Genomic DNA, 21,928 nt, shown 5'->3' with positions numbered 1-21,928 from the left:
TCACGTCACGCGCTCACACGCTCACGCGCCGAGCAGCTTCCTCACTCGCTCCGCGCCCACGGCGAGCAGCAGCGTGGGCAGTCGCGGGCCGGTCTCGCGGCTGACGAGCAGCTTGTAGAGCAGGGCGAAGAACGCGCGCTGCGCGAGCTTCAGCTCGGGTGTCGGCTTGGCCTCCGGGTCGAGGCCGGCCAGCACCTTCGGGACGCCGTAGACGAGGGTGGTGAGCCCGTCGAGCGACCAGTGGCTGTCGAGGCCCTCCAGGAGCAGGCGGAGCGACTCGCGGCCTTCGTCGTCGAGGGAGCCGAGGAGTTCGGTGTCGGGCTCCTCTCGGACGATCGTGCGCTGGTCGGCCGGGACCTGGTTGGTGATCCAGTTCTCGGCGCGGTCGAGTCGGGGCCGGACCTCGTCGAGGGTGGTGACGGGGTTCTCCGGGTCGAGCTCGGTGAGGATCCGCAGGGTCTGCTCGTCGTGGCCGGCGGTGATGTCCATGACGGAGGCGAGCGTCCGGTACGGGAGCGGGCGCGGGGTGCGGGGGAGCTCGCCGGCGGCGGTGCGGGCGGCGCGGGTGTGGGCGGCGGCGTCGGCGGGCAGGACGGTGCCGTCCGCGACCTTGGCCTCCAGCTTGTCCCACTCGTCGTAGAGCCGCTGGATCTCCTGGTCGAAGGCGATCTTGAAGGACTGGTTGGGCCTGCGGCGCGCGTACAGCCAGCGCAGGAGCGGCGCTTCCATGATCTTCAGGGCGTCGGCGGCGGTCGGTACGCCTCCGCGCGAGGAGGACATCTTGGCCATGCCGCTGATGCCGACGAAGGCGTACATGGGGCCGATGGGCTGGACGCCGTCGAAGATCTCGCGGACGATCTGGCCGCCGACGACGAAGGAGGAGCCGGGCGAGGAGTGGTCGACGCCGGAGGGCTCGAAGATGACGCCCTCGTAGGCCCAGCGCATCGGCCAGTCGACCTTCCAGACCAGCTTGCCGCGGTTGAACTCGCTGAGCTTCACGGTCTCGGCGAAGCCGCAGTTCGTGCAGGTGTAGGCCAGTTCGGTGGTGTCGTCGTCGTACGAGGTGACGGTGGTGAGGTCCTTCTCGCACTGTCCGCAGTACGGCTTGTACGGGAAGTAGCCGGAGGCGCCGCCGGAGCCGTCGTCCTCGCCGGCCGCGCCGGAGCCTTCCTCGGCTTCGAGTTCGGCTTCGTCGAGGGGCTTCTGCGACTGCTTCTTCGGCGCCTTCTTCGTCCGGTACTGGTCGAGGATGGCGTCGATGTCGCCGCGGTGCTTCATGGCGTGCAGGATCTGCTCGCGGTAGGCACCGGCGGTGTACTGCTCGGTCTGGCTGATGGGGTCGTACTCGACGCCCAGCTCGGCCAGTGATTCGACCATGGCGGCCTTGAAGTGCTCGGCCCAGTTGGGGTGGGGCGAGCCGGCGGGCGCCGGGACGGAGGTCAGCGGCTTGCCGATGTGCTCGGCCCAGGACGCGTCGATGCCCTCGATGCCGTTCGGCACCTTGCGGTAGCGGTCGTAGTCGTCCCAGGAGATGAGGTGCCTGACCTCGTGCCCGCGGCGGCGGATCTCGTCGGCGACCAGGTGCGGGGTCATGACCTCGCGGAGGTTGCCCAGGTGGATCGGGCCGGACGGGGAGAGGCCGGAGGCGACGACGACCGGTTTGCCAGGCGCACGTCGCTCCGACTCGGCGATGACCTCGTCCGCGAAACGGGAGACCCAGTCGGTCTCGGTGCTGCTCTGAGCCACGGTCGGTACGTCCTTCTTCCTGAGGGGTGCTGCCTGACAGCCCTATGCCTACGTGAGCCATTCTCCCAGACGGAACACAGCTCTCCGTGGTTGTCCACAGGGCGAGGTTGTCGGCGGGGGTTGTCCATAGGCGGGGAAATCACGTTGCGCTCCCATGGGACACTTGACAAGCGAATTAGACCTGACGAACTCAACAGGAACGGAAGCTCATGGCCTCGGTCCCTTCCCTCGCTTCGACCGTGCAGCAGCGCCTCGCGGACGGCCTCTCGGCAGCTCTGCCGGAGGCTGCGTCCGCCGACCCGCTGCTGCGACGAAGCGACCGGGCCGACTTCCAGGCCAACGGCATCCTGGCGCTGGCCAAGCAGCTCAAGGGCAATCCGCGTGAGCTGGCGACGAAGGTCGTCGAGGCGATCCCGGCGAACGACGTGCTGGCGGAGATCGAGGTGTCGGGCCCCGGCTTCCTGAACATCACGGTGACCGACGCGGCGATCGTGCGGACGCTGGCGGCCCGCGCCGCGGACGCCCGGCTCGGCGTGCCGTTCAACGAGTCGGCGGGCACGACGGTCATCGACTACGCCCAGCCGAACGTGGCGAAGGAGATGCACGTCGGGCATCTGCGCTCCGCCGTGATCGGCGCGGCGATGGTCGAGATCCTGGAGTTCACCGGCGAGAGCGTGGTCCGGCGTCACCACATCGGCGACTGGGGTACCCAGTTCGGCATGCTCATCCAGTTCCTGATCGAGCACCCGCACGAGCTGGACCACAAGGCCGAGGACGGCGGCGAGGTCTCCGGTGAGGAGGCCATGTCGAACCTGAACCGGCTCTACAAGGCCTCGCGTGTCCTCTTCGACTCTGACGAGGAGTTCAAGACGCGGGCCCGCGCGCGCGTGGTGGATCTCCAGGCCGGCGACGAGCAGACGCTCGCGCTCTGGCAGCGGTTCGTCGACGAGTCGAAGATCTACTTCTACTCGGTCTTCGACAAGCTCGACATGGACATCCGGGACCCCGACGTGGTCGGCGAGTCCGGGTACAACGACATGCTGGTGGAGACCTGCCGCCTGCTTGAGGAGTCGGGCGTCGCCGTCCGCTCCGAGGGTGCGCTGTGCGTCTTCTTCGACGACGTGAAGGGCCCGGACGGCAACCCGACCCCGCTGATCGTCCAGAAGTCCGACGGCGGTTTCGGGTACGCGGCGACGGACCTGTCCGCGATCCGGGACCGGGTGCGGAACCTGAAGGCGTCGACCCTGCTGTACGTGGTCGACGCGCGGCAGTCGCTGCACTTCAAGATGGTCTTCGAGACGGCCCGCCGGGCCGGCTGGCTGAACGACGACGTGAAGGCCGTCCAGCTGGCCTTCGGCACGGTCCTCGGCAAGGACGGCAAGCCGTTCAAGACCCGTGAGGGCGAGACGGTGCGGCTGGTGGACCTGCTGGACGAGGCGATCGACCGTGCGTCGGCCGTCGTCCGTGAGAAGGCCCAGGACCTCACGGAGCAGGAGATCGCGGAGCGGGGCACCCAGGTGGGCATCGGCGCCGTGAAGTACGCCGACCTGTCGACCTCGGCTGCCCGCGACTACAAGTTCGACCTCGACCAGATGGTGTCGCTCCACGGTGACACCTCGGTCTACCTGCAGTACGCGTACGCCCGGATCCAGTCGATCCTCCGCAAGGCGGGCGACGCCAGGCCGGCGGCTCACGCCGAGCTGGCCCTCGCGCCGTCCGAGCGGGCCCTCGGTCTGCACCTGGACGCCTTCGGCGAGCTGATCGCCGAGACGGCCGCGGAGTACGCGCCGCACAAGCTGGCCGCGTACCTCTACCAGCTCGCCTCGCACTACACGACGTTCTACTCGGAGTGCCCGGTCCTGAAGGCGGACACCCCGCAGCAGGTCGAGAACCGTCTCTTCCTCTGCGACCTGACCGCCCGCACGCTCCACCAGGGCATGGCCCTGCTGGGCATCAGGACGCCCGAGCGTCTCTGACCCGCGGGCACGACGAAGCCCGCAGCACGACGAAGCCCTCGGCACGGATGACCACCGTGCCGGGGGCTTCGTCGTCGACCGGGGTCAACGGAGGGAGTGCGAGGTCCTGCCCGACACCTCGTCGATCTCCGTGTGGGCCTTCTGGAGCAGCTGCGAGGCGAGATCCATCAGCGCGCGTGCGCCGGCGATCTCCTCGCCCACCCTCAGCTGGTCCGGATCGGAGGGGTGGCGGTTCGCGGTTCCGTGGGCCCGGAACTCGGTGCCGTCGCTGAGCCGGACCATGGCCGCGGCCCGCGTCCGGTCGCCTTCCTCCTGGAATTCCATCTCCACATGCCATCCGACAAGCGTGTGCATCATGAGGACCACCTCCAGCGAGGTACCTGTCGGCTACCTCTCCAGGGTGCGCCGGACGGCCGTCACCGGCGAGCCGACCCCAGTGTCCGCGCGACCTCGGTGGCCCAGTAGGTCAGGATCAGCTGCGCGCCGGCCCGGCGGATGCCGGTGAGGGTTTCCAGGATCGCCTTGTCCCGGTCGATCCAGCCCTTCTCGGCGGCCGCCTCGACCATCGCGTACTCGCCGCTGATCTGGTACGCGGCGACGGGCACGTCCACGGACTCGGCGACCTTCGCGAGCACGTCGAGGTACGGCCCGGCGGGCTTCACCATCACCATGTCGGCGCCCTCCTCCAGGTCGAGGGCGAGCTCGCGCAGCGACTCCCGCAGGTTCGCGGGGTCCTGCTGGTAGGTCTTGCGGTCGCCGCGGAGGGAGGAGCCGACGGCCTCGCGGAAGGGGCCGTAGAAGGCGGAGGAGTACTTCGCGGTGTACGCGAGGATCGACACGTCCTCCTTGCCGATGGTGTCGAGGGCGTCCCGGACCACCCCGACCTGGCCGTCCATCATCCCGGAGGGCCCCACGACGTGGACGCCGGCGTCGGCCTGGACCTGGGCCATCTCGGCGTAACGTTCCAGCGTGGCGTCGTTGTCGACCCGGCCGTCGGCGTCGAGGACGCCGCAGTGGCCGTGGTCGGTGTACTCGTCGAGGCACAGGTCCGACATGATGACCAGCTCGTCACCGACCTCGGCCCGCACGTCACGGATGGCGACCTGAAGGATGCCGTCCGGGTCGGTCCCGGCCGTACCGGCGGCGTCCTTCTTGGCGTCCTCGGGCACGCCGAAGAGCATGATCCCGGAGACTCCCGCCTCCAGCGCCTCGACCGCGGCCTTCCGCAGGGTGTCGCGGCTGTGCTGGACGACTCCGGGCATGGCCTGGATCGGCACGGGCTCGGTGATCCCCTCGCGTACGAACGCGGGGAGGATCAGATCGGCGGGGTGCAGCCGCGTCTCGGCCACCATCCGCCGCATGGCAGGCGTAGTCCGCAGCCGCCGCGGCCGCGCCCCGGGAAAAGATCCGTACGAGTTCATGCCCCCGAGGCTACGCCCGCCGAAACGATGCACTTACCGACCCCGTGTGGGCATACGTCCGCCCCACACCCGTGCGTCCGCCCCGCCCACCCCCGTGCGGCCGTACACCCACCCCGCCCCACCTCGTGCGGGCACGCCCAGCCCCCCAGCCCGCCACCTCCGTTGTGGGCATTCGTTCCGCTGGGGCGGAACGGGTGGGCACAACGGACCGGCGCCCCTTGCCGGGCCCAGGCTCCCGCGCCTGAACCCGCACCCCCCAGCCCCCGAAAACGCAAAGGGTGCGGGCCCCCGTCAAGGAACCCGCACCCAAGCAACCACCTACGTCGTACGACGCCTCCGCGCCCCCGGCCGCCGCTCAGAAGGCCGCGTCACCGGATCCCCCGCCTCCCGCGCCGACTCCCGCCGCCGTACCCCGAAGTCCGCCAGCGCCTCCGCCAGCTTGTGCACGGACGGCTCCGGCGAAAGGACGTCGACCCGCAGCCCGTGCTCCTCGGCCGTCTTGGCCGTAGCGGGACCGATGCAGGCGATGACGGTCACGTTGTGCGGCTTCCCGGCGATACCCACCAGGTTCCGCACGGTCGACGACGACGTGAACAGCACGGCGTCGAAGCCACCGCCCTTGATCGCCTCCCGCGTGTCCGCCGGCGGCGGCGAAGCCCGTACGGTCCGGTAGGCGGTGACGTCGTCGACCTCCCACCCGAGCTCGATGAGCCCCGCGACCAGCGTCTCGGTCGCGATGTCGGCCCGCGGCAGGAAGACGCGGTCGATCGGATCGAAAACGGGGTCGTACGGCGGCCAGTCCTCCAGCAACCCCGCCGCGGACTGCTCCCCACTCGGCACCAGATCGGGCTTCACACCGAAGTCGACCAGCGCCGCCGCGGTCTGCTCGCCCACCGCCGCGACCTTGATCCCGGCGAAGGCGCGCGCGTCGAGCCCGTACTCCTCGAACTTCTCCCGTACCGCCTTCACCGCGTTCACCGAGGTGAAGGCGATCCACTCGTACCGTCCGGTCACGAGCCCCTTGACCGCCCGCTCCATCTGCTGCGGGGTGCGCGGCGGCTCGACGGCGATCGTCGGCACCTCGTGCGGCACGGCGCCGTACGAGCGCAGCTGGTCGGAGAGCGACGCGGCCTGCTCCTTGGTACGCGGCACGAGGACCCGCCACCCGAAGAGCGGCTTCGACTCGAACCACGACAGCTGGTCCCGCTGCGCCGGGGCGCTGCGCTCGCCGACCACGGCTATGACCGGCCGGTGGCCCTCGGGCGAGGGGAGGACCTTGCCCTGCTTGAAGACCTGGGCGATCGTCCCGAGGGTCGCGTTCCAGGTCCGCTGCCTCGTCGTCGTACCGGCGATGGTGACGGTGAGCGGGGTGTCCGGCTTACGGCCTGCCGCCACCAGTTCACCGGCGGCCGCGGCCACCGAGTCGAGCGAGGTGGACACGACGACGGTGCCGTCGGAGGCGCCGACCTCGGTCCAGCACCGCTCGTCGGCGGTGCGGGCGTCGACGAAGCGCACGTCGGTGCCCTGGGCGTCGCGGAGCGGCACACCCGCGTAGGCGGGTACGCCGACGGCCGTGGCCACACCGGGCACGACCTCGAAGGGGATGCCCTCGGCGGCGCAGGCGAGCATCTCGGCTCCCGCGTTCCCGTCGAGGCCGGGGTCGCCGGTCACCGCACGGACGACCCGCCTGCCGCCCCTCGCGGCCTCCATGACAAGATTGGCCGCGTCCCTCAACACGGGGACCCCGGCGGTTGTTGACGCCTCGTCAACAATCGTCAGCTCCGGCGTGCTCACCCCCACGCGCGCGTGGCCGCGAACGACGTCGAGCACCTCCGGCTCGGCGATCAGGACATCCGCTCCGGCGAGGGCCTCCACGGCCCTGAGGGTCAGGAGCCCGGGGTCACCGGGGCCTGCGCCGAGGAATGTGACGTGCCCATGGCCTGCGAAGGCCGGGGACAGCGGGCTGGCGGTCGGGCGGGTGGGGCTCAAAGTGCTCGCTCCCCCATAAGACCGGCCGCACCCTTGGCGAGCATCTCGTCCGCGAGTTCGCGTCCGAGCGCCATGGCCTCGTCGTGCGAGGTGGGTACGGGTCCGGTGGTGGACAGCTGCACCAGCGTCGAGCCGTCGGTGGTGCCGACGACGCCGCGCAGGCGCATTTCGGTGACAACCTGCCCGTGACCGGGGTCGTCGGCCAGCAGGTCGGCGAGCGCACCCACGGGTGCGGAACAGCCGGCCTCCAGGGCGGCGAGCAGGGATCGCTCGGCGGTGACGGCGGCCCGCGTGAGCGGGTCGTCGAGCGCGCCGAGCGCGGCGACGAGGTCGGCGTTCGACGCCGGGCACTCGATCGCCAGGGCCCCCTGGCCGGGGGCGGGCAGGACGGAGTCGACCGACAGGTGGTCGAGCGACAGGGAGCCGATGAGCTCCTCCGTACCGCCGATGCGGTTGAGGCCGGCCGCGGCGAGGACCACCGCGTCCAGCTCTCCCTTGCGTACGTAGCCGATCCGCGTGTCGATGTTCCCGCGGATCGGGACGCAGGTGATCTCCAGGCCGTGGCTACGCGCGTACGCGTGGAGCTGGGCCGTGCGCCGCGGCGAGCCGGTGCCGATCCGGGCGCCCTGGGGCAGCCGGTCGAGCGTGAGCCCGTCACGGGCGATCAGTACGTCGCGCGGGTCCTCCCGCTTCGGGATCGCGGCCAGCACCAGGTCGGGGTGCTGGGTGGTCGGCAGGTCCTTCAGGGAGTGGACGGCGAAGTCCACCTCGTCGGCGAGCAGCGCGTCACGGAGGGCGGCGACGAAGACGCCGGTGCCGCCGATCTGCGCGAGGTGCTCCCGGGAGGTGTCCCCGTACGTCGTGATCTCCACGAGCTCGACGGGCCGGCCGGTCAGCTGCCGGACGGCGTCGGCCACGTGCCCGGACTGGGCCATGGCGAGCTTGCTGCGCCTGGTCCCGAGCCTCAGTGCCCTCTCGGTCATACTCGCCCTCGGTTCTTGACGTCGGCGTCATTCAGGTCGGCCCGGCTGACAGCAGCCACCGTCTCCGGGTCGAGGTCGAAGAGTGTCCGCAGCGCGTCCGCGTACCCGGCGCCGCCGGGCTCGCTGGCCAGCTGCTTGACCCGCACGGTCGGCGCGTGCAGGAGCTTGTCGACGACGCGGCGCACGGTCTGGGTGATCTCGGCGCGCTGCTTGTCGTCGAGGTCGGGCAGCCGGCCCTCGAGCCGGGCGACCTCGTTGGCCACCACGTCGGCGGCCATGGTGCGCAGGGCGACGACGGTGGGGGTGATGTGGGCGGCGCGCTGGGCGGCGCCGAAGGCGGCGACCTCGTCGGAGACGATGCCGCGCACGAGGTCGACGTCGGCGGCCATGGGGGCGTCGGCGGAGGCCTCGGCGAGGGACTCGATGTCGACGAGCCGGACGCCGGGGATGCGGTGTGCGGCGGCGTCGATGTCGCGGGGCATGGCGAGGTCGAGGAGGGCGAGCGGGGTGCGGCGGCCCTGTACGGCGGTCTCGACGCCGTCGCCGGTGAGGACGAGTCCGGTGGCGCCGGTGCAGGAGACGACGACGTCGGCACGTGTCAGTTCGTCGCCGACGGCAACCATCTCCGCCGCGTGGGCGGCGACTCCCGTACCCCCGGGCTCGCTGAGGATCTGCGCGAGCCGTTCGGCGCGGGCCAGGGTGCGGTTGGCGATGACGATCTCGGAGACGCCGGCACGCGCGAGCGTGGCGGCGGCGAGCGAGGACATCGATCCCGCTCCGATGACGAGGGCCCTCTTGCCCTTGGCCCAGGTGTCGACGTCGGTGCCGTCGGCGAGCTGCTCGAGCCCGAAGGTGACGAGCGACTGCCCGGCCCGGTCGATCCCGGTCTCGCTGTGGGCGCGCTTGCCGACCCGCAGGGCCTGCTGGAACAGGTCGTTGAGGAGGCGGCCGGCGGTGTGGAGTTCCTGGCCGAGGGCGAGGGCGTCCTTGATCTGGCCGAGGATCTGGCCCTCGCCGACGACCATGGAGTCGAGCCCGCACGCCACCGAGAAGAGGTGGTGGACGGCCCGGTCCTCGTAGTGCACGTAGAGATACGGAGTGAGCTCGTCCAGGCCGACGCCGCTGTGCTGGGCGAGGAGGGTGGACAGCTCGGCGACGCCGGCGTGGAACTTGTCGACGTCGGCGTAGAGCTCGATGCGGTTGCAGGTGGCGAGGACGGTGCCCTCGGCGGCCGGTTCGGCGGCGAGGGTGTCCTGGAGGAGCTTGGCCTGGGTGTCCGCCGAGAGCGCGGCCCGCTCCAGGATGGAGACCGGGGCGCTGCGGTGGCTGAGGCCGACGACGAGGAGGCTCATGCCGGCATCACGGCGGGGACGTCCCCGTCGGGTCCCTTGCGGCTGCCGCTCGTGGTGCCACGGGGGGCCGGAGGTGCGGCGGCCGCGGGGGCCTCCGTCTCGGCGTCCGTGTCCGTACCGGTCTCGGCGTTCGACTCCTCGCCGGCCTTGCGCTGCTCGTGGAAGGCGAGGATCTGCAGCTCGATGGAGAGGTCGACCTTGCGGACGTCCACGCCGTCGGGCACGGAGAGCACGGTGGGGGCGAAGTTCAGGATGGAGGTGACTCCGGCGGCCACGAGCCGGTCGCAGACCTGCTGGGCGACGCCGGCCGGGGTCGCGATGACGCCGATGGAGACGCCGTCCTCCTCGATGATCTTCTCGAGGTCGTCGCTGTGCTGGACGGGGATCCCGGCGACCGGCTTGCCGGTCATGGCGGGGTCGGCGTCGATCAGCGCGGCGACGCGGAAGCCGCGGGAGGCGAAGCCGCCGTAGCCGGCGAGCGCGGCACCGAGGTTACCGATACCGACGATGACGACCGGCCAGTCCTGGGTGAGCCCCAGCTCACGGGAGATCTGGTAGACGAGGTACTCGACGTCGTAGCCGACACCACGGGTGCCGTAGGAGCCGAGGTAGCTGAAGTCCTTGCGGAGCTTCGCGGAGTTGACCCCCGCCGCGGCGGCGAGCTCTTCGGAGGAGACCGTGGGTACGGAGCGCTCCGAGAGCGCGGTGAGTGCGCGCAGATACAGCGGAAGCCGGGCGACGGTGGCCTCGGGAATTCCTCGGCTACGGGTCGCCGGTCGGTGAGTTCGGCCAGTTGCCACGGTGCTCCTGCGGGATGAGCGGGGCTGCAGGCGGCCATATGTCCCAAGACCGCCCCGTCGAATGCAGGCTATGTCTTTGTGAACGCGTGCACAAAGATGGTGTCCGTTTTGTCCGGCCAAAGTGACCGGGGTCACGCGGCTGGTTCGTATCGTCACGGAACCGCGGCGCGCCGGAACACGTTGAGAACCCGAAGGGGGCATAACCGCACACTCTCCTCACGGCGCCGCCCCCGAAAGCCAACAAAACGTCCACGATGGTAGCCGTCTTTCCGGTCACGCACCCAGTTCGCGACGGAGCCGCCCCGCGTCGACACGCCAGAACGTGTGCTGCTCGCCGTCGACCAGGACGACGGGGATCTGCTCCCAGTACGCCCGGTGGAGCTCCTCGTCCTGGGTGATGTCCTTCTCCTCCCAGGATGCTCCCGTCTCCGCGCACACGGCCTCGATCACCGCGCGGGCGTCGTCGCAGAGATGACACCCCGGCTTGCCGATCAGCGTCACGGTGCGCGCCGCGGCGTCCTTCTTCTTCGTCCGTCCGAACATGGCGCCCATTCTGTCCCGCTTCACAGGAGAGTCCCGCAGTGTTCACGCCGCGGCACCGTCACAACTCGGGAAGTTCCGAACAGACTGGCTATGCTCACCGCATGGCCGCTCTGGGATGGCTCACCCCCCGTAGGCGCTCCGCCACCGCGCGCAGCGTCCTCGCAGGCGAGGCCGCTGCCGAGGCAGCGCGCAAGTCCTCGCTCCAGCTGGAACGGGAGCGGGAGGAGGCGGCGGCCACCACGGAGGCCGAGACGCCGGCCGAGCCCGAGTTCCCGGTCGTCGGCGACGTACGGGCGGCCGCCTTCTTCGACCTCGACAACACCGTGATGCAGGGCGCCGCGATCTTCCACTTCGGCCGCGGCCTCTACAAGCGGAAGTTCTTCCAGCGCCGCGAACTGGCCCGCTTCGCCTGGCAGCAGGCCTGGTTCAGGCTCGCCGGCGTCGAGGACCCCGAGCACATGCAGGACGCCCGCGAGAGCGCCCTGTCCATCGTCAAGGGCCACCGCGTCTCCGAGCTGATGTCGATCGGCGAGGAGATCTACGACGAGTACATGGCCGACCGCATCTGGCCCGGCACCCGCGGCCTGGCCCAGGCGCACCTGGACGCGGGCCAGAAGGTCTGGCTGGTCACCGCCGCCCCGGTGGAGACGGCCACGATCATCGCCCGGCGTCTCGGCCTGACCGGCGCGCTCGGCACGGTCGCCGAGTCCGTCGACGGCGTCTACACCGGCAAGCTCGTCGGCGAGCCCCTGCATGGACCGGCGAAGGCCGAGGCGGTACGGGCTCTCGCCGCCGCCGAGGGCCTCGACCTGGGCCGCTGCGCCGCCTACAGCGACTCGCACAACGACATCCCGATGCTCTCGCTCGTGGGGCACCCGTACGCGATCAACCCGGACACCAAGCTCCGCAAGCACGCGAGGGCCCGGGACTGGCGGCTGCGCGACTACCGGACCGGCCGCAAGGCCGCCAAGGTCGGCATCCCCGCCGCCGCGGGCCTCGGCGCCCTGGCCGGCGGCACCGCCGCCGCCGTCGCCCTGCACCGCCGCCGCCACTGACACCGGGTCACCCCTGCCGATACGTTTCGGCTGCGATCATCTGCGACAACCCCGGACCAGGCGCCCTCACCCGTCCGTGGTCGAACACCCCCGCACAGGTCGACCCCCAGGCATTCCGGGCTCCTTACCCCGCAGCGGCCCCGATCACTCACGCGTCCTGCACTTGAGCACAACGCAACGCCGACGCAGTCACACCCGAAAGCAAACCGATCAACAACCGATCACGAACAGCGAGCAGTTTCGACTACAACCAGTAACAGAATCGACCTAACCGGTGATTTGAGCAACTGGGTGTAGCGCTGCCTGTACGAAGCGTTATTCTCCTCAGACGCACAAAGGACCCCTCACGTCGCCACGACGAGTGAACGGTCCCGCACTGCACGTGATGGAAGCTCTGCCTCTGGGAGTCCCGTGTACCCACACGTCGGGGTTGACACCTCGGGCCTGGCTACGCTGCGCGCAACGGTCGCCGACCGCTTGCGCGGCTTCGTCCCCACCGCGTACGCCGCCGGCCCTGTCCCCGCATTCGCCTTCGCCGCCCCGGCACCCGCCGGCCCTTGCTACGCCCTGGCCGACGGCAGCGCCGCCGTGGGCAGACGCGGTGCCCGCTCCGGAACCTCGACCCCCGCCCGCCGCCCCACCGCCGACAGCGACAGCGCCCGCATGATGGACCTGGTCGAGCGCGCCCAGGCGGGCGAGGCCGAGGCCTTCGGCCGCCTGTACGACCAGTACAGCGACACCGTCTACCGCTACATCTACTACCGCGTCGGCGGAAAGGCGACGGCGGAGGACCTCACCAGCGAGACGTTCCTGCGCGCCCTGCGCCGGATCTCCACCTTCACCTGGCAGGGCCGCGACTTCGGTGCCTGGCTCGTCACCATCGCCAGGAACCTGGTCGCCGACCACTTCAAGTCCAGCCGCTTCCGCCTCGAAGTCACCACCGGCGAGATGCTCGACGCCAACGAGGTCGAGCGCAGCCCCGAGGACTCCGTCCTGGAGTCCCTCTCCAACGCCGCCCTCCTCGACGCGGTACGCCGCCTCAACCCCCAGCAGCAGGAGTGCGTGACCCTGCGCTTCCTCCAGGGCCTCTCGGTCGCCGAGACCGCCCGGGTCATGGGCAAGAACGAGGGGGCCATCAAGACCCTCCAGTACCGGGCCGTCCGCACCCTGGCCCGTCTCCTGCCGGACGACGCCCGCTGACCGGTCCGCGCCCCCCACACGCGCCCCCACGCCCCGGTCCGCGGCTCCGGCCCCACCCCTCCCCCCACGTCCCCACGACCCCCGCCCAACTCACAGTCGGTGACGCCTCGATGACGCACTGGTCCGATCATCTTTCGCGCGTAACCCAAGTGCCGCGCCGCTCGTTGTGCGGGATGCAGGCTCCCTGTGGACACGCCATGTCCGCGGCCACTCACTCTTTCGTGTGGATGCGCTCAAGGTGTGCAACCTTCCGGACACCGCGGGGAGTCGACCGTCATGACGAGAGGAGGTGCCGCCAGTGATCGCGAACGTATCGGCGCACCGGCGGGCGAACGCCTTCGCCCAGACCCTGGAGGACCGGGCGTCCGAGGGCGCGGCGGCCGAGCAGTCCGATGCCCCGGCCGAACCGGCCGAGCAGGGACGGCTGTTGGCCTTGGCGAACGGTCTCGGCGAGCTGCCGAAGCCACAGCTGGACCCCGAGGTCAAAGTGGTGCAGCGAGCCCAGCTCGTCGCCGCCATGGAAGCGATGCTCATGGAGGGAAGCGCGGCCGCGGCCGCCACGGTGCCGGAGCAGCGCACCGCCGGCGGCAAGGGAACCCACCGCGCCTCCCCGCTGCGGAAGCTACGCCCCCGTTCCCGCTGGACCAAGGGGCTCGCCGCCGGCGGCCTCACGGTCGGCGTGGCGGCGGGCGCCTTCAGCGGAGTGGCAGCAGCCAGCTCCGACGCGCTCCCCGGTGACTCGCTCTACGGGCTCAAGCGAGGCATGGAAGACATCAAGCTGGGAATGGCGGACGACGACGCGGACCGCGGCGGCATCTACCTCGACCAGGCGTCCACCCGGCTCAGCGAGGCCCGCAGACTCATGGAGCGGGGCCGCTCCGGCGACCTCGACCACGAGTCGCTCAGCGAGATCCGCCGTGTCCTGGGCGGAATGAAACACGACGCGAGCGAAGGCCACCGCCTGCTCCGCCAGGCGTACGAACGGGACGGCGAGATCGCCCCGATGGCCCGGCTCAACTCCTTCGCCCAGGCCCACCGGGACACCTGGGACGGCATCCGCGACCGGCTTCCCATCCAGCTCGCGGACGTCGGCAGCGAGGTGACGCACGTCTTCGACGCCATGGACGAAGAGGTCGAGCCGCTCCAGTCGGTGCTGCCCCGCACCCCGGAGAAGAGCACCATCATCGGCTCGGAGAGCCCCACCGGCACGCCCAACACCCCGAAGACCCCCCAGGGGACGGACTCCCAGCGTCCGCCCTCCCCCGACGAGACCACCCCCTCGGGCAGCCACTCCGCACCACCCCGCCCGACCGGCCCCAGCACGGGCACCAGCCCGAGCTCGGACGGCAACACCGGTTCACCGGAGGACGACGGCCTCCTCGGCGGCAGCGCCGGCGGACTGCTCCCACCCGCCCCGACCGGCATGCCGACGCCCCCCACCGGCGACCAGGCCACACCGGAAATGCCGGACGTGACCATTCCGCCCATCCTGCCGGGCCTGCTTCCAGGCCTCGGCATCGACAGCGAGGACGCTCGCTAGCAAAGAAGAAGGGGCGCCCCCACGGACGGGGGGCGCCCCTTCTTCCTACGCGGAACCGGCCAGAAGGACCCGGAAGAACAGAAGAACTCAGAAGAACACCGACCGCCGCTGCACCAGCAGCTTGTACAGCGTGTGCTGGATCTGCTCCCGCACCTGATCCGTCAGGTTGAACATCAGCATCGGGTCCTCCGCCGCCTCCGGCGCGTAGGAATCCGTCGGGATCGGCTCGCCGAACTGGATCGTCCACTTCGTCGGCAGCGGCAGCGCCCCCAGCGGCCCGAGCCACGGGAAGGTCGGGGTGAGCGGGAAGTACGGGATTCCCAGCACCCGCGCCAGCGTCTTGGCGTTCCCGACCATCGGGTATATCTCCTCCGCCCCGACGATCGAGCACGGCACGATCGGCACCCCGGCCCGCAGCGCCGTCGAGACGAAACCGCCCCGCCCGAACCGCTGGAGCTTGTACCGCTCCCCGAACGGCTTCCCGATCCCCTTGAAGCCCTCGGGCATCACCCCGACGATCTCGCCGGCCCGCAGCAGCCGCTCCGCGTCCTCCGCACAGGCCAGGGTGTGCCCCGCCTTGCGGGCCAGCTCGTTGACGACCGGCAGTACGAACACCAGGTCGGCGGCGAGCAGCCGCAGATGCCGCCCGGCCGGATGACGGTCGTGGACGGCCACCTGCATCATCAGCCCGTCCAGCGGCAGCGTCCCCGAGTGGTTGGCGACGATCAGGGCCCCGCCCTCGGCCGGGATGTTCTCGACGCCCTTCACCTCCACCCGGAAGTACTTCTCGTACAGGGGGCGCAGCAGCGACATCAGGACCTGGTCGGTGAGTTCCTCGTCGTAGCCGAACTCGTCGACCTCGTAGTCGCCGGTGATCCGCCGCCGGAGGAACGCGAGCCCGCCCGCGAGCCGCCGCTCCCAGCCGCTCGCCCCGGCGCCCCCGACCACACCCGCGGAGCCCGCACCGGCACCGGGCCCGACCTCCCGACCGCCCGCGGCACCGGGGAGCAGGCCCTCCTGGCCCTCCCCCGGCTCCTGAGGGCCCGCCTGCGGGCCCGGCAGGGCCCGTACGGCCGCCGCCTCCCCGTCGGGGCGGCCGGGCCGTCGCCGGGCCCGCGACCGGTCGTCGTCGAACGGAATGACCTTGGCGTCCGCCATCGCTGTCCGGTCTCCTCAGGCGCCGTCGTGAACAGGGGGAACAGGTGAAGCGGGTGAAGCGGGTGAAGCAGGTGACCCAGGTGACGCAGGTGAAGCAGGTACAGAAGGCACCGCGGTCGGAGCAAGCCGCGCGGCGAGCCGGTCCACCACCCCGGCGAGCCGCTCCGGCGGCAGCAACCCGGGCCCCCGGCCGCGAACGAAGTCGGCGAAGGCCTCCGCCGTCGTGTAGCGCGGCGCGAACCCGAGCACCTCACGCGTCTGGACCGTCGAGACGACCCTGCCGTGGGTGAGCAGCCGGATCTGCTCGGGCGCGAAGTCGGTGATCCCGACCGTACGCAGCGCCGTCCCCACCCAGGTGACCGCCGGCAGCAGCACCGGCACCGTGGGCCGTCCGAGGCGCCGCGCGCACTGGGAGAGCAGCAGCACCCCGTCCCCGGCCACGTTGAAGGTGCCGCTGTTCAGCGTGGCCCTGCGGGGCTCGTGCGCCGCCAGGCGCAGCACGTCGATCACATCGTCCTCGTGGACGAACTGCAGTCTCGGGTCGTAGCCGAGGACGGTCGGAAGGACCGGCAGCGCCAGGTACTCGGTCAGCGGGGAGTCGATCCGGGGCCCGAGGATGTTCGCGAACCGCAGCACGCACACGGCCACGTCCGGGCGGCGCCGGGCGAAGCCCCGTACGTACCCCTCGACCTCGACCGCGTCCTTCGCGAAGCCCCCGCTCGGCAGCGACTTCGCGGCTGTCGTCTCGGTGAAGACGGCCGGGTCGCGGGGCGCGGAGCCGTAGACGCTGGTGCTGGACTTGATCACGAGCCGGCTGATCCGCGGCGACTTCTGGCAGGCGCCGAGCAGCTGCATGGTGCCGATGACGTTGGTCTCCTTGACCGACGTACGGCCACCGCCGCCGAGCGCCGTACCGGTGACGTCCAGATGGACCACCGTGTCGACATCGTGCTCGGCCAGGACCCTGGCGATCTCCGGCCGGCGGATGTCCGCCCGTACGAACGCGGCCGCGCCGAGCTGGTGCGCCGGGTCGACCGCGTCCACCGCGATCACCCGCTCCACCTCCGGGTCCCGCTGGATCCGCCGCACGAAGCGGCCCCCGAGATGCCGGGCGGCACCGGTGACGAGCACGACCTTGCCCAAGATCAGCGCCTTCCGTCGGTCTTCCGTTGGTCGACACCGTAGCGCCTCGGGATTTCCCCGCACATGAGACGTGGCCCTCCACCGCGAACGGTGAAGGGCCACGCCTGACGCACGAAACGCTGCGGTGCAGCTGTCGCCTTACTTCTTGTTGCGACGCTGAACGCGCGTGCGCTTGAGCAGCTTGCGGTGCTTCTTCTTGGCCATCCGCTTACGCCGCTTCTTGATAACAGAGCCCACGACTACCCTCGCTCACTTCTCGGAACATCCCCGCCTCCCGGCGGGGATCGGTGCGGGGCGTCTGGGCCCACACGACCTACGTCGGCCTAGCCTACCCGTCCCGAGCACCACGCTTGTAATCCGAGGGACATACGGAGCTTTCCCGACGTTGTCGCCGCGCTCGCGCTACGCGGTCCCCACCCCCACGAAGGACTCCCGCAGGTACTCGTGAACCGCCTGTTCCGGAACCCGGAAGGACCTGCCCACCCGGATCGCCGGCAGATGACCGCTGTGCACCAAGCGGTACACGGTCATCTTGGACACGCGCATCACCGAGGCGACTTCCGCCACGGTCAGAAACTTGACCTCGTTGAGAGGTCGTTCGCCAGCAGCCATGACCCACCTGTACCTTCCGCCGCGACGCCCACCGGCTTCCCCTCCGGTGACTCTTCGTCGCCGAGCGCTCACGCTCCAGCCTAGGGGCGGGTGGTACGAGTGGGGAAGAGGAGCTACCACCTGCCGTTTACCGTGACAGACACGCTCGATTGAGTACATAGCGCGTGAGGGGACGGTAGGAGGCGGAGCGCACGCCGTCATCAAGCGGAACGGCCACCGACACCTGCCCCTCCGCCTCACCGACGAACAGCGCCGGATCATCCGTATCGGCGAGACCGATGGCCTCGATACCCAGCTGACCTGCCCCGCAGACCCATCCGTGGTCCCCCACCACGAGCTCCGGAAGCGGCCCGCCGCACTCGGCCGCGCTCTCCAGAACGGCCCTGACCGGCAGCGGCGAGTGGGAGTGCGCCCCCCGCTCGCGCCCACCCCCCGACGGCCCCGGCTCTCGCACCAGTGCGACCCCCCGTACGTAGTCGATGAGGTACGTACGTAGGCCGAACCGGGTCGTTATGTCGACACATCTCCCCTGCGCCGGTGTGAGAACAAGACATCCCGCCGCCGACAAGGCGTCTGCAAGAGCGACGTAGAAACCGAGCAGCCGATGCGGATGCCCCGTCCCGAGGAGCACCGGAACCCGCCGCGCCGCCGCCGCCCCCAACCGCGCCGCGAAGGCGTCGAGCCCTCGCAACGTGCGCTCGGGATCGATGACGTCGAGCCCCGTCCGATCCGCCGGATCCCCCGACACCCCGCACTTCTCGGCCATCAACCGCAGCAGATCGGCCTCGCCCCACCCCCACGCGGGGACGAGCCCGAGCAGCACCCGGGGATCACGCGCGGCGAAGAGCCGATAGCTCCGCAGGCTCTCCTCCCGCGACGTCGCCACCGTTCCCGCCAACCCCGCCGCCAACAGATGCGCCCGCAGCGCCCCGGTACTCAACACCCACCCGATGCTGCCGGAACACCCCCGCGACGGAGCCCGAACCCCCCGGACACCCCACAGTCGGCGTAACACCGACCGGGCCCGTCCCCGTAGGCGTCTAGGCGAGCAGCCCCCGCAACGGAAAAACAGCCTTACGGGTCGCGAGCACCGCCTGGTCGAGCCGGTCCGCCGGGTCGTACCCCTCGGACCAGTCCCGGAAGTCCACCGGCCACCGCCCGTCCGTCATCCGCGCCGGCCCCAACTGCCGCGTCCGCGCGTACACCTCGTCCCGCCACGACGAAGGGATCACCGACTCCGGATCCACCGGGGCGTGCGCCGCGATCCCCACCAGATGCGTCCACGACCGCGGTACGACGTCCACCACCGCGTACCCGCCACCACCCAGGGCCACCCAGCGCCCCTCGGCATACGTGTGGGCCAGCTCGTGACAGGCCTCCTGCACCGCCCGCTGCGCGTCCAGCGACACCGCCAGGTGCGCGAGCGGGTCCTCGAAGTGCGTGTCCGCCCCGTGCTGCGTGACGATCACCTGCGGCCGGAAGTCCGCGATCAGCTCCGGTACGACCGCGTGGAAGGCCCGCAGCCACCCCTCGTCACCCTTCCCCGCCGGCAGCGCCACGTTCACGGCCCCGCCCGCACCGGCACCGGCCGCGCCCGTCTCCTCCGGCCACCCCGTCTGCGGGAACAGCGTCCGAGGATGCTCGTGCAGCGAGACGGTCAGCACCCTGGGGTCCTCCCAGAACGCCGCCTGCACCCCGTCCCCGTGGTGTACGTCCACATCCACGTACGCGACCCGCTCCGCGCCCAGTTCGAGCAGCCGGGCGATCGCGAGGGAGGCGTCGTTGTAGATACAGAAGCCCGAGGCGGATCCCGGCATCGCGTGGTGCAGCCCACCCGCGAAGTTCACCGCGTGCGCGGCCTCCCCGCGCCACACCGCCTCCGCCGCGCCCACCGACTGCCCGGCGATCAACGCCGACACCTCGTGCATCCCCGCGAACGCCGGATCGTCGACCGTACCGAGCCCGTACGCCTGGTCGGCGTGCCGTGGGTCCACCGACGCGGCCCGCACCGCCGCCACGTAGTCCTCGCGGTGCACGAGCCGCAGCGTCGAGTCCCCGGCCGGCTTGCCCGCCACGACGTCCACCGCCCGGTCGAGCCCGTACGCCCGCACCAGCGACATCGTCAGCGCGAGCCGTACCGGATCCATCGGATGCTCGGACCCGAAGTCGTACCCCGTGACAGCTTCATCCCACATCAACAGTGCGCGGCCGCTCATGCCCGCCACCGTATCGGGCCACGCGCGAGCCGAACGACGTGGCATACACCACCGTCACCAGGACAAGCACCATCGGCACCAGCATCGCCCCCCGATAGCTCCACGCGTCCCCCAGCGCCCCCACCAGCGGCGACCCGACGAGAAACCCGACGTAGTTGAAGACGTTGAGCCGCGCCACGGCCGCGTCGCTGCTCCCCGGGCGGTCACTCTCACCGGCCAACCGCCCCGCCGCCGCGAAGGTCTGCGGCACGATCACGCTCAGCCCGAGCCCCAGCACCGTGAACCCGGCGATCCCCACCCAGGCGCCCGGCGCCACCGCCACCACCGCGAACCCCACCGCGGCGAGCACCGCCCCGGCCCGCACGACCGCCGCGGCACCGAACCGCCGCACCCCGAAGTCCCCCACGGCCCGACCGAGAAGCGTCGTCACCATGTACGCGTTGTACGGCACCGTCGCCAGCTCCTCCGAGCCGCCCAGCACGTCCTGGAGGTACTTGGCACTCCAGTTGGAAACAGTCGAGTCCCCGATGTACGCGAAGGTCATGACGAGACAGAGCGGCAGCAGCAGCTTGAAAGCGACCCCGTTCCCCTCACCCTCCCCGGCCTCCCCCACCGCCTGCTCCTGACCGGCCACATACCACCGGCTGCCGACGAGGGCGGCGGGCAGCAGCACGGCGACCACCGGCAGGTACGACACGAACAGCGACAGATCCCAGTGCGCCCCCATCCAGGCCAGCGAGGCACCGGCGATCCCACCGAGGCTGTACGAGGCGTGGAAACCGAGCATGATGCTCCGCCCGTACGCCCGCTGGAGGCTGACCCCCAGCATGTTCATGGAGGCGTCCAGAGCGCCGACGGCGAGCCCGAAGAGCCCCAGGGCGACCGCCGCCTGCCACAGCTCGCTCCCCATCCCCACCGCGAGCAGGGAGAGGAGGACGAAGGGCTGGGCCCATCGCAGCACGACCGCCGGCCGCACCCTGGCGACGATCCTCCCGGTGGCCACGCTCGCCACACCGGCCAGGATCGGCACGGCGGCGAGGAAGGCCGGCAGCAGCCCGTCCGAGATCCCGTACCGCTCCTGGATCGCGGGTATGCGCGTCACGAGCAGAGCGAAGGTGACCCCCTGCACGAAGAAGCTGACCGCCAGGGATCCCCGCCCACGCCGCAACCGCGCATCCGTCATGGCGGCACAGCGTACGACCGGAACCTACCCCGGGGTAGATGGATCACAGCCCCAATATCGCCGGCAGCTCGTCCATCCCGCGGAAGAACCCGGCGGCCCCGGCGAGCTTCTCCTCCGGCGTCATCGCGGTGAACCCGTACACGTCCATCCCGGCCGCCAGCGCCGCCTGGACCCCGAGCCGGCTGTCCTCGATCACCACGCACCGCCCGGGCGCCACGCCCATCCGCGAAGCGGCGTGCAGGAACAGGTCGGGCGACGGCTTCCCCCGCCCGACGTCCTCGGCACTGAAGACGATCTCGTCGCGGAACCAGGCGTCGAGCCCGGTCTTCCGATGCCCCACCCGGATCCGCTCATGGCTCCCCGAGGAGGCCACGCAGTAGGGAACCCCACCGGCGACGAGGAGCTTGAGTACCACCTCGACCCCGGGCACGGCCTCCAACTCGGCCTGGAAAGCAGCGAAGACCCGCGCATGAAAGATCTCGTCGAACCGCTCCGGCAACCGCTGCCCGCTCCGCTCCTGGACGAGCTCATGGATCCGGTGCATCGCGGACCCCATGAAGTCCCGCACCGATTCCTCGTACGAGGTGGGGTGCCCGAGCTCCGTCAGATAGCCGGCCAGCAGGGTGTTGGAAATCGGCTCGCTGTCCACGAGCACACCGTCGTTGTCGAAGATGACCAGGTCGTAGCGCACGCCATAGCTTAGAACGCAAAAATGCCTCAACCCCCGGACAGAGTCCGGGGGTTGAGGCTAAAAATTGTTCGGCGGCGTCCTACTCTCCCACAGGGTCCCCCCTGCAGTACCATCGGCGCTGAAAGGCTTAGCTTCCGGGTTCGGAATGTAACCGGGCGTTTCCCTAACGCTATGACCACCGAAACTCTATGAAGTTAACCAACCGGATATCGGCACAGTTCGTTACTTCAGAACTAACACAGTGGACGCGAGCAACTGAGGACAAGCCCTCGGCCTATTAGTACCGGTCAGCTCCACCCATTACTGGGCTTCCACATCCG

General features: G+C 70.7%; 20 protein-coding genes and 1 rRNA gene. 4 read left to right on the top strand and 17 right to left on the bottom strand.

Going from position 1 to position 21,928, the window contains the following annotated elements:
• Positions 1–21: 21 nt before the first annotated feature.
• A complete protein-coding gene (gene lysS, locus ABT034_RS18600) occupies positions 22–1,746 on the bottom strand; it encodes a lysine--tRNA ligase (RefSeq protein ID WP_351216401.1) in 1,725 nt (574 codons plus the stop codon).
• Positions 1,747–1,955: 209 nt separating this feature from the next.
• Here lysS and argS point away from each other — a divergent pair, with 209 nt between their 5' ends.
• Positions 1,956–3,722 carry an arginine--tRNA ligase gene (argS, locus tag ABT034_RS18595; protein ID WP_351216399.1) on the top strand — a complete coding sequence of 589 codons (1,767 nt, stop codon included), beginning with the start codon at positions 1,956–1,958 and terminating at the stop codon, positions 3,720–3,722.
• An 84-nt stretch (positions 3,723–3,806) separates the two neighbouring features.
• Here argS and ABT034_RS18590 read toward each other — a convergent pair whose 3' ends face one another.
• The 7 genes from ABT034_RS18590 to ABT034_RS18560 form a co-directional block, all read right to left on the bottom strand.
• Positions 3,807–4,076 carry a DUF1876 domain-containing protein gene (locus ABT034_RS18590; RefSeq protein ID WP_351216676.1) on the bottom strand — a complete coding sequence of 90 codons (270 nt, stop codon included), beginning with the start codon at positions 4,074–4,076 and terminating at the stop codon, positions 3,807–3,809.
• Positions 4,077–4,138: 62 nt separating this feature from the next.
• The gene (hemB, locus tag ABT034_RS18585) at positions 4,139–5,143 is read right to left on the bottom strand and encodes a porphobilinogen synthase (RefSeq protein WP_351216397.1); all 1,005 of its coding nucleotides are present in this window, start codon (positions 5,141–5,143) and stop codon (positions 4,139–4,141) included.
• Positions 5,144–5,461: 318 nt separating this feature from the next.
• Positions 5,462–7,132 carry a bifunctional uroporphyrinogen-III C-methyltransferase/uroporphyrinogen-III synthase gene (locus ABT034_RS18580; protein WP_351216395.1) on the bottom strand — a complete coding sequence of 557 codons (1,671 nt, stop codon included), beginning with the start codon at positions 7,130–7,132 and terminating at the stop codon, positions 5,462–5,464.
• Positions 7,129–8,115, bottom strand: a complete 987-nt coding sequence (hemC, locus tag ABT034_RS18575) for a hydroxymethylbilane synthase (protein ID WP_351216393.1) — start codon at positions 8,113–8,115, stop codon at positions 7,129–7,131. The genes ABT034_RS18580 and hemC overlap by 4 nt, the downstream gene beginning before the upstream one ends.
• On the bottom strand, positions 8,112–9,467 hold the full coding sequence (locus ABT034_RS18570) for a glutamyl-tRNA reductase (protein WP_351216391.1): 1,356 nt from the start codon (positions 9,465–9,467) through the stop codon (positions 8,112–8,114). Before ABT034_RS18570 ends, hemC begins: the two co-directional genes overlap by 4 nt.
• On the bottom strand, positions 9,464–10,267 hold the full coding sequence (locus tag ABT034_RS18565; protein ID WP_351216389.1) for a redox-sensing transcriptional repressor Rex: 804 nt from the start codon (positions 10,265–10,267) through the stop codon (positions 9,464–9,466). Before ABT034_RS18565 ends, ABT034_RS18570 begins: the two co-directional genes overlap by 4 nt.
• Positions 10,268–10,540: 273 nt before the next feature.
• Entirely contained in the window at positions 10,541–10,819 is a 279-nt protein-coding gene (locus tag ABT034_RS18560; RefSeq protein ID WP_351216674.1) for a glutaredoxin family protein, read from the bottom strand.
• Between the two features lie 92 nt (positions 10,820–10,911).
• On the opposite strand from ABT034_RS18560, the gene ABT034_RS18555 reads away from it, so the two are divergent.
• The 3 genes from ABT034_RS18555 to ABT034_RS18545 all read left to right on the top strand — a co-directional run bounded on the left by ABT034_RS18555 (position 10,912) and on the right by ABT034_RS18545 (position 14,605).
• Positions 10,912–11,865 (top strand): HAD family hydrolase, encoded by a 954-nt coding sequence (locus ABT034_RS18555; RefSeq protein WP_351216387.1) that lies wholly within the window; start codon positions 10,912–10,914, stop codon positions 11,863–11,865.
• A 411-nt stretch (positions 11,866–12,276) separates the two neighbouring features.
• A complete protein-coding gene (locus ABT034_RS18550; RefSeq protein ID WP_351216385.1) occupies positions 12,277–13,065 on the top strand; it encodes an ECF subfamily RNA polymerase sigma factor, BldN family in 789 nt (262 codons plus the stop codon).
• A 298-nt stretch (positions 13,066–13,363) separates the two neighbouring features.
• Positions 13,364–14,605 carry a DUF5667 domain-containing protein gene (locus ABT034_RS18545; protein ID WP_351216383.1) on the top strand — a complete coding sequence of 414 codons (1,242 nt, stop codon included), beginning with the start codon at positions 13,364–13,366 and terminating at the stop codon, positions 14,603–14,605.
• 87 nt (positions 14,606–14,692) lie between these two features.
• Here the strand turns inward: ABT034_RS18545 and ABT034_RS18540 are convergent, their stop codons facing one another.
• The 9 genes from ABT034_RS18540 to rrf all read right to left on the bottom strand — a co-directional run bounded on the left by ABT034_RS18540 (position 14,693) and on the right by rrf (position 21,791).
• Complete coding sequence (locus ABT034_RS18540; protein ID WP_351216382.1) at positions 14,693–15,763, bottom strand: lysophospholipid acyltransferase family protein; 1,071 nt, start codon at positions 15,761–15,763, stop codon at positions 14,693–14,695.
• A gap of 15 nt (positions 15,764–15,778) precedes the next feature.
• Entirely contained in the window at positions 15,779–16,906 is a 1,128-nt protein-coding gene (locus tag ABT034_RS18535; RefSeq protein ID WP_351216380.1) for an NAD-dependent epimerase/dehydratase family protein, read from the bottom strand.
• A 138-nt stretch (positions 16,907–17,044) separates the two neighbouring features.
• Positions 17,045–17,143, bottom strand: a complete 99-nt coding sequence (locus ABT034_RS18530) for a 30S ribosomal protein bS22 (RefSeq protein ID WP_003948845.1) — start codon at positions 17,141–17,143, stop codon at positions 17,045–17,047.
• Positions 17,144–17,308: 165 nt separating this feature from the next.
• Complete coding sequence (locus ABT034_RS18525) at positions 17,309–17,518, bottom strand: helix-turn-helix domain-containing protein (protein ID WP_015034391.1); 210 nt, start codon at positions 17,516–17,518, stop codon at positions 17,309–17,311.
• A gap of 127 nt (positions 17,519–17,645) precedes the next feature.
• Positions 17,646–18,461 carry a phosphatase gene (locus ABT034_RS18520; protein ID WP_351216379.1) on the bottom strand — a complete coding sequence of 272 codons (816 nt, stop codon included), beginning with the start codon at positions 18,459–18,461 and terminating at the stop codon, positions 17,646–17,648.
• Between the two features lie 97 nt (positions 18,462–18,558).
• Positions 18,559–19,734 (bottom strand): acetoin utilization protein AcuC, encoded by a 1,176-nt coding sequence (locus ABT034_RS18515; protein WP_351216377.1) that lies wholly within the window; start codon positions 19,732–19,734, stop codon positions 18,559–18,561.
• Positions 19,703–20,917: an MFS transporter gene (locus tag ABT034_RS18510; protein ID WP_351216375.1), complete on the bottom strand. Its 1,215-nt coding sequence runs from the start codon at positions 20,915–20,917 to the stop codon at positions 19,703–19,705. The genes ABT034_RS18515 and ABT034_RS18510 overlap by 32 nt, the downstream gene beginning before the upstream one ends.
• 43 nt (positions 20,918–20,960) lie before the next feature.
• On the bottom strand, positions 20,961–21,608 hold the full coding sequence (locus tag ABT034_RS18505) for an HAD family hydrolase (RefSeq protein ID WP_351216373.1): 648 nt from the start codon (positions 21,606–21,608) through the stop codon (positions 20,961–20,963).
• A 66-nt stretch (positions 21,609–21,674) separates the two neighbouring features.
• A 5S ribosomal RNA gene (gene rrf, locus ABT034_RS18500) occupies positions 21,675–21,791 on the bottom strand.
• Between the last annotated feature and the right edge of the window lie 137 nt (positions 21,792–21,928).

The organism is Streptomyces sp. NPDC002773, from assembly GCF_040295605.1.
Lineage (GTDB): Bacteria > Actinomycetota > Actinomycetes > Streptomycetales > Streptomycetaceae > Streptomyces.
The sequence above is the reverse complement of the archived record's forward strand: the minus strand, read 5'-3'. Positions and strand labels throughout refer to the sequence as shown.

Bases quoted from the DNA above. Each gene is read 5' to 3' on its own strand.
- argS (WP_351216399.1), top strand. From the start codon at position 1,956: ATGGCCTCGGTCCCTTCCCTCGCTTCGACCGTGCAGCAGCGCCTCGCG.
- ABT034_RS18590 (WP_351216676.1), bottom strand. From the start codon at position 4,076: ATGCACACGCTTGTCGGATGGCATGTGGAGATGGAATTCCAGGAGGAA.
- hemB (WP_351216397.1), bottom strand. From the start codon at position 5,143: ATGAACTCGTACGGATCTTTTCCCGGGGCGCGGCCGCGGCGGCTGCGG.
- hemC (WP_351216393.1), bottom strand. From the start codon at position 8,115: ATGACCGAGAGGGCACTGAGGCTCGGGACCAGGCGCAGCAAGCTCGCC.
- ABT034_RS18570 (WP_351216391.1), bottom strand. From the start codon at position 9,467: ATGAGCCTCCTCGTCGTCGGCCTCAGCCACCGCAGCGCCCCGGTCTCC.
- ABT034_RS18560 (WP_351216674.1), bottom strand. From the start codon at position 10,819: ATGGGCGCCATGTTCGGACGGACGAAGAAGAAGGACGCCGCGGCGCGC.
- ABT034_RS18555 (WP_351216387.1), top strand. From the start codon at position 10,912: ATGGCCGCTCTGGGATGGCTCACCCCCCGTAGGCGCTCCGCCACCGCG.
- ABT034_RS18540 (WP_351216382.1), bottom strand. From the start codon at position 15,763: ATGGCGGACGCCAAGGTCATTCCGTTCGACGACGACCGGTCGCGGGCC.
- ABT034_RS18525 (WP_015034391.1), bottom strand. From the start codon at position 17,518: ATGGCTGCTGGCGAACGACCTCTCAACGAGGTCAAGTTTCTGACCGTG.
- ABT034_RS18515 (WP_351216377.1), bottom strand. From the start codon at position 19,734: ATGAGCGGCCGCGCACTGTTGATGTGGGATGAAGCTGTCACGGGGTAC.
- ABT034_RS18510 (WP_351216375.1), bottom strand. From the start codon at position 20,917: ATGACGGATGCGCGGTTGCGGCGTGGGCGGGGATCCCTGGCGGTCAGC.